2 protein-coding genes are annotated in these 388 nt (G+C 50.5%); both read right to left on the bottom strand.

The features are described 5' to 3' along the window. Positions 1–180 (bottom strand): IS66 family insertion sequence element accessory protein TnpB (gene tnpB, locus O0V13_RS21745; RefSeq protein ID WP_442780946.1); only part of this gene is annotated, 180 nt, incomplete at its 3' end. A gap of 1 nt (position 181) precedes the next feature. Then, positions 182–388, bottom strand: a 207-nt coding sequence (gene tnpA / locus O0V13_RS21540; protein WP_268037079.1) for an IS66 family insertion sequence element accessory protein TnpA, incomplete at its 5' end; no start/stop codon positions are given.

Below are 388 nucleotides of genomic sequence, written 5' to 3'. Positions count from 1 at the left end.
TTCCCAGTGGAGTAGCTTGACCAGGGTACGGTTCCGGTTCAAAAAGATATACACTTCCCCGGAAAGTGGATCCCGGTCCAGGGTATTGCGGACTAGACCGCTCAGTCCGTCAAAACCTTTTCTCATGTCCACTGCCCCGCCGTAGAGAAAGAACCGGTGCGAAGATCCCAGTGTAAACATGCTACCAGTTGATCAATTGCCTGATCAAGGAGAGGTCATGGATGCCACGGATGATCACTCCATTGGGGAAAACCACTTCCAACCCAACCGACTCTACAGAGGCAGTTACTTCTGTGAATCCTGCTGCGGGTGTTTCCGATGCCCTCTTGACCTTTCGGTACCAATAGGAAAAGGTGGCCAGCTTGATCTGTTGTTGTTTACAAAATTC

The organism is Algoriphagus sp. PAP.12 (assembly GCF_026652115.1).
Lineage (GTDB): Bacteria > Bacteroidota > Bacteroidia > Cytophagales > Cyclobacteriaceae > Algoriphagus.
The sequence above is the reverse complement of the archived record's forward strand: the minus strand, read 5'-3'. Positions and strand labels throughout refer to the sequence as shown.